General features: G+C 76.7%; 5 protein-coding genes and 1 pseudogene. 1 reads left to right on the top strand and 5 read right to left on the bottom strand.

What is annotated here, in order from left to right:
* Positions 1-650 (top strand): annotated as a pseudogene (locus E1283_RS37655) (acyltransferase family protein); the annotation flags it as partial.
* On the opposite strand, the gene E1283_RS31570 reads toward E1283_RS37655, so the two are convergent.
* From E1283_RS31570 to E1283_RS31550, 5 genes are all read right to left on the bottom strand, one after another.
* On the bottom strand, positions 651-1,172 hold the full coding sequence (locus E1283_RS31570) for a hypothetical protein (RefSeq protein WP_132821597.1): 522 nt from the start codon (positions 1,170-1,172) through the stop codon (positions 651-653). It lies immediately after the preceding pseudogene.
* A 30-nt stretch (positions 1,173-1,202) separates the two neighbouring features.
* A complete protein-coding gene (locus tag E1283_RS31565) occupies positions 1,203-1,712 on the bottom strand; it encodes a DUF4430 domain-containing protein (RefSeq protein ID WP_132821596.1) in 510 nt (169 codons plus the stop codon).
* Between the two features lie 69 nt (positions 1,713-1,781).
* Positions 1,782-3,287: a prenyltransferase/squalene oxidase repeat-containing protein gene (locus E1283_RS31560; protein WP_132821595.1), complete on the bottom strand. Its 1,506-nt coding sequence runs from the start codon at positions 3,285-3,287 to the stop codon at positions 1,782-1,784.
* Positions 3,284-4,168 (bottom strand): ECF transporter S component, encoded by an 885-nt coding sequence (locus E1283_RS31555; protein ID WP_132821594.1) that lies wholly within the window; start codon positions 4,166-4,168, stop codon positions 3,284-3,286. Before E1283_RS31555 ends, E1283_RS31560 begins: the two co-directional genes overlap by 4 nt.
* On the bottom strand, positions 4,165-4,951 hold a 787-nt coding region (locus tag E1283_RS31550), incomplete at its 5' end, for an ATP-binding cassette domain-containing protein (protein WP_132821593.1). The genes E1283_RS31555 and E1283_RS31550, both read right to left, overlap by 4 nt.

The raw sequence follows: 4,951 nt of genomic DNA, 5'->3' as shown, positions 1-4,951 counted from the left end.
GGCTGATGGCGGGGGGCGGGGCGGTCGCCTGGGTGCTGCTGGTGACGCTCGGCCCCTTCCCGGTGTCCCTGATCGGCGTGCCGGGGGCGCGGATCGAGAACGCCTCGCCGCCGTCGATGGCGCTGTACGCGCACGCCGTCACGGTGATCGGCCTGCTGGTGGCCGCCGAGGGGCCGGTGAACCGGTGGTTGCGCGACCCGCGCCGCTGGCGCCGGGTGTCGGGCGCCAACCGGGTCTCGATGCTGCTCTACCTGTGGCACATGGCGCCGGCGATGGCGGCCGCGGCGGTCATCTACCCGTTGGGTCTGTTCCCCGAGGAGGCGGCGGGCTCGGGCGCCTGGTGGCTGCTGCGCGCCGCCTGGGTGGGGGTGCTGTGGGTGCTGCTGGTGCCGCTGGTGCTGGCGGTGGGGCTGCTGCCGCGGCCGCCGTCCCGGGCGGCGCGCGGCGCGTGGACGAAGGGCCCCTGGCTGCTGCTGGTGGTGGGGCTCGGCGCGGCCGGCTTCGCGCTGGCCAGGATCGCGGTGCGTGGCTTCGCGCCGTCGGGCTGGCTGCCCTGGCCGATCCTGCTGTGTTTCCTGGCCGGCCTGCTGCTCGTGGTGGCCGCCTGCGGCCGGCGGCGGGACGTCGGCACCGCCGCCGCCCGCGGGTAGTCAGCCCTCGTTGGGGGCGGTGGCGCGGATCTGCGCGGCCGTCTCGCCCGCGGCGGCCAACCGGTCCGTGGCCAGCCGGAGTTGCTTGCCGGCGGCCGCGGTGTCGACCTCGGGCACGCTGACCGAGATCAGGAAGGCCAGGGTGGCTTCCAGGGCCTGCGCGGTCTCGGCGGCCAGGCGCCAGATCTCGCCGACCCCGCCCTCGCCCACCGCCTCGCGCATCGCGGTGCCGAGCGGGGTGACGCCGTGGGCGAGGCGGATGGCGCGGTAGTGGGACATGATCAGCCGCTCCAGGACCACCTGCCCGCCGTCGGGCCCGGTCAGGTCGGGGAGCGCGGGCAGCGCGATCCGGCCGTCGACGGTCTCCTCGTTCCGTACCCGCACCTCCGTCGCCTCCAGCAACAGGCGGGCCAGGTCGGGGGGCGAGGCGAGGCCGGCCTCGACGGGGAAGCCGAGTGCGGTCAGGGCGGCCGAGTAACGCTCGCCGTCCGTAGGGGAGTTCGCGGGATCAGCTGGGGTCATCCGACATGCGTATCACGGTTCGCGGGGCGGCTACGCGAACTCGGTCCAGGTGAAGGCGACCTCGTCGCCCTCGTCCAACACGTACTGGCAGCCGCCGACCAGGGTGGCGACGCCGTTGACGGAGATCTCGTAGAAGTGGTCGGCGTCCTGGGTGAAGCCGTCGATGGAGGTGACCAGGTAGTCCTCGAAGGAGGCGTACCAGACGCCGTCCCAGTCGAAGCCGTTCGCGTCGGCGGCGTCGTCCAGGGCGGCGGTCGGGGTGGCGCCCGGCGCCGGGTTGGCGCCGAGGTTGGTGCCGTCGCAGAGCCGGGCCCCGCCGGTGAGCGGGCTGACGGTGTGGCCGTCGGTGGTCACGTCGCCGTCGAAGATGACGCCGGCCGGCCCGGTGAGGGTGAGGTTCACGGTGACCGGGGCGGCCGCCGCCCGGGCGCCGCTGGCCGCGGTGGCGGACGGGGCGGCGGCCAGGGCGCCGGCCAGGCCGGCGGTGGCGGCGATGGCGAGGACGCGTCTGCGCCGGGTGGTGGTCGGGGCGATGGACATGCGGGTCCCTCCTGGGGGCCGTGGGTGATGGTGGTGATCGCCGTGGTGGTCGTGGTGGCGCCGGTCGGCTCAGGACGTGGTGCGGCTGCGGCGCGCGATCAGGTAGGCGGCGCAGCCGGTGAGCAGCAGCACGGCGGCGGCGGCCAGCATCGGCCGGGTGCCGGAGGAGCCGGTGGAGGCGAGGTTGCCGTCCGGCCCGAGGCCGCCCGAGCTGGTGCCCGTGGCGCTGGTGGTCCCGGCGGCGGTCGGCCCGCCGGTGGTGCCCGTGGACGCGGTGGTGCCGTCCGTCGTGGTGCCGTCCACGGCGCCGCCGTCACCGGTGGTGCCGTCACTGGCGCTGCCGAGGGTGCCGGCGGCGTCCGCGCCGTCGGCCGAGGCGCCGTCGCTGGTGTCGCCGCTGGCCGCCCCGTCCGAGGTCACGCCCGCGTTCGCGCCTTCGGTGCTCGCTCCGTCCGCGTCCGACCCCTCGGTGTCCGCCCCGTTCACCGCGCCGCCGCCGGGCTGGCCGGTGGTGGCGCCGGCCGAACCGTCGTCCGGGGTGCAGTCGATGGGCCGCGGCTCGGGCGTCGCCGCCCCGGTGCCGTCGATGTCGCCGAGCGGCTGGCCGGCCAGCGCGGGTATCGCCTGGGCCGTGGCGCGCAGCGCCAGGCCGTTGGCGACGGGCTCCAGGTAGCCGACGGCGCCGCGGTCCGCCGCCGCGCCGGCGCAGCCGACCTGACGGGTGCGCAGCCAGCCGACGCCGCGCTCGGCGGCCGCTTCGCGGTCGCCGGCGAACAGGGCCTGGACGGCCAGCGCCGTGGAGTTGGTGTTGGGGTCGCTGGTGGCGTCGTAGCCGAAGCCGCCGTCCTCGCGCTGCCGGCCCTCGAGCCAGTCGAGCGCGGGTTCCGCGTCGGCGGTGCGGCCCACGGCCAGCAGCGCCTGCACGGCCATGCCGGTGCTGTCGGTGTCCGAGGTGCAGCGGTCGGGGTTGCGGCGCAGGGAGAGCGGGTAGCCGCCGTCGGCGCAGCGGGTGGAGGCGAGGAACTCGACCGCGGAGTCCGGCACGTCGTCGGTGCGCTCCAGGGCCAGCACGGCGAGGGACTGGGTGAACTGGTTCGACATGTCGCCGGCCGCGCCGGCGTCGGTGAACCGGCCCGTGTCCTGGAGCCGGCCGAGCAGCGTGCCGGTCAGGTCCTGGCCGCCGAAGTCGCCCGGGTCGCGGCCCTCGATGGCCGCGACCAGGGCGAGCTTGGCGGTGCCGCCGGCGAAGACGGTGCCCGCGGCGCCCCGGGTGACGTAGGCGGCGGCGTTGTCGGCCAGCCAGTCGGTGGCCAGCTCCGCGCTGTCGCCCGCGGTGCCGGTCGCCGCCAGGCCCATGACGATGTCGGCGGTCAGGCCGTGGTCACCGCTGGCGTGGGCGCCGTCGGTGAGCCTGCCGACGGTCCAGGTCGCCGCGGCCGCGGCCGGGTCGCGCAGTTCGGGGGGCGCGTCGGCCGCCGCGCCGCCGGTGGGCAGCGTCAGGGCGGCCGCCAGCAGCGCGCCGGCCAGCGCGACCCTGGTCGCCGGTCTCCTCGCCATCGGGCTTGTCTGGCTCATCGGGTGAATGCTCCTTCTTGCTGTTCACGGTGTGGTCCTGAGGCGGACGCGGCTGCGGGTTCGAAGGTGACGGGGGCGTCGAAGGCGGCCCGGCGGGCCGCGCGGCGCAGGGTGGTGAGCACGGCGGGGCCGAGCACGGTGACGGCCACCAGGTTGGTGAGGGCGCGTCCGGTGTCCCAGCCGAAGGTGGAGGTGGCCAGCGTGTAGAGGACGAAGGTGTGCAGGTTTTCCGCCGCGCCGGCCTCGGGGTCGATGGACAGCTGGGTGTCGGGGCCGGTGGCGTAGGGCCAGAACCAGAGGTTCATCATCAGCCCGTAGGCGTAGGCGGCGAGCATCCCGTAGCCGGCGAGCAGCGCGATCTCGGCCCGGCCCGAGGCGCGGCGCGGCAGCAGCCCGGCGCCGAGCCCGACCCAGCCGGCGGCCATCATCTGGAACGGCAGCCAGGGGCCGACGCCGGCGGTGAGCAGCGCGGAGGCGAAGAGCGAGACGGCGCCGAGGGCGAAGCCGAAGCCGGGGCCGAAGACCCGGCCGGCGAGGATGAGCACGAAGAACACGGTCTCGATGCCGGCGGTGCCCGCGCCCAGCGGGCGGAGCGCCGCGTTGACCGCGGCCAGCACGCCGAGCAGGGCCAGGGTCTTGGGGTCGATGCCGCCCTCGGACATCTCGGCGAGCACCACGGCGAGCACGACCGGCAGCAACAGCACGAAGAGCAGCGGGGCGTGGCCGGCGTGCGCCATGGCCTGCGGCTCGGGCGGGGAGAGCAGCGGCCAGCAGAACATGGCGAGCCCGACCAGGCTGGCCAGCGCGAGGACGGCGGCGGCGCGCGGGCCGACGCGCAGCGCCGTGGCGCGCCGCGGCGGCGCGACGCTCGGACGGGTCATCCGGCGGCCTCCTGGAGGGTGAGCGCGCCGGCGACCTGCTCGGGGGTGAGCCAGGGGTCCGGGCGCAGGATCTTGGCGACCTGGGGCGCGAAGGCGGGCGAGGCGCAGACGACGTCCGCGGTGGGGCCGTCGGCCACCAGCTCGCCCTCGCCGAGCACGGTGACCCGGTCGGCGGTGGCCGCGACGAACTCCACGTCGTGGGTGGCGATGAGCACCGAGCGGCCGTCGGCGGCGAGTTCCCGCACCACTCGGCCGAAGTGCCGCTTGGCGTGGTAGTCCAGGCCCCTGGTGGGTTCGTCGAGGAGCATCACCCGGGGTGCCGCGGTGAGTTGGACGGCCAGCACCAGGGCGAGGCGCTGGCCCTCCGAGAGGTCGCGCGGGTGCCGGTCGTCGGGGATGCCGGGCGCCAGCCGGTCGAGCAGCGCGCGGCAGGTGCCGGCGTCGGCGGCCGACTCGCGGTCGGCCTGGGCGCACTCGGCCGCCACGGTCTGGAGGTAGAGCAGGTCGGCGGCGCTCTGGGGGACGAGGCCGACGAGTTCCCTGGCGCGCCGCGCGGTGGCCTCGCCGGGGTCGGCGCCGCCCACCGCGACGGTGCCGGAGCGCCGTGGCCCGGAGCCCTGGAGGGCCCAGAGCAGCGAGGACTTGCCGGAGCCGTTGCGGCCCATCAGGGCGGCCACCTCGCCGGGGCGCAGGTCGAGGTCGACCTCGCGGACGGCGACGGAGGACCCGTAGGTGACGGTGATCCGCCGGGCCTCCAGGGCGGGTCGCAGGTCGTCGGGGGCC

The organism is Streptomyces hainanensis (genome assembly GCF_004348415.1).
Taxonomy (GTDB): Bacteria; Actinomycetota; Actinomycetes; order Streptomycetales; family Streptomycetaceae; genus Streptomyces; species Streptomyces hainanensis.
Note: the sequence above shows the minus strand (reverse complement) of the source record. Positions and strands in the feature narration are given on the sequence as shown.

Excerpts from the sequence above, each read along its gene's own strand:
- E1283_RS31555 (WP_132821594.1), bottom strand. The coding sequence starts at position 4,168 with ATGACCCGTCCGAGCGTCGCGCCGCCGCGGCGCGCCACGGCGCTGCGC.
- E1283_RS31565 (WP_132821596.1), bottom strand. The coding sequence starts at position 1,712 with ATGTCCATCGCCCCGACCACCACCCGGCGCAGACGCGTCCTCGCCATC.
- E1283_RS31570 (WP_132821597.1), bottom strand. The coding sequence starts at position 1,172 with ATGACCCCAGCTGATCCCGCGAACTCCCCTACGGACGGCGAGCGTTAC.
- E1283_RS31560 (WP_132821595.1), bottom strand. The coding sequence starts at position 3,287 with ATGAGCCAGACAAGCCCGATGGCGAGGAGACCGGCGACCAGGGTCGCG.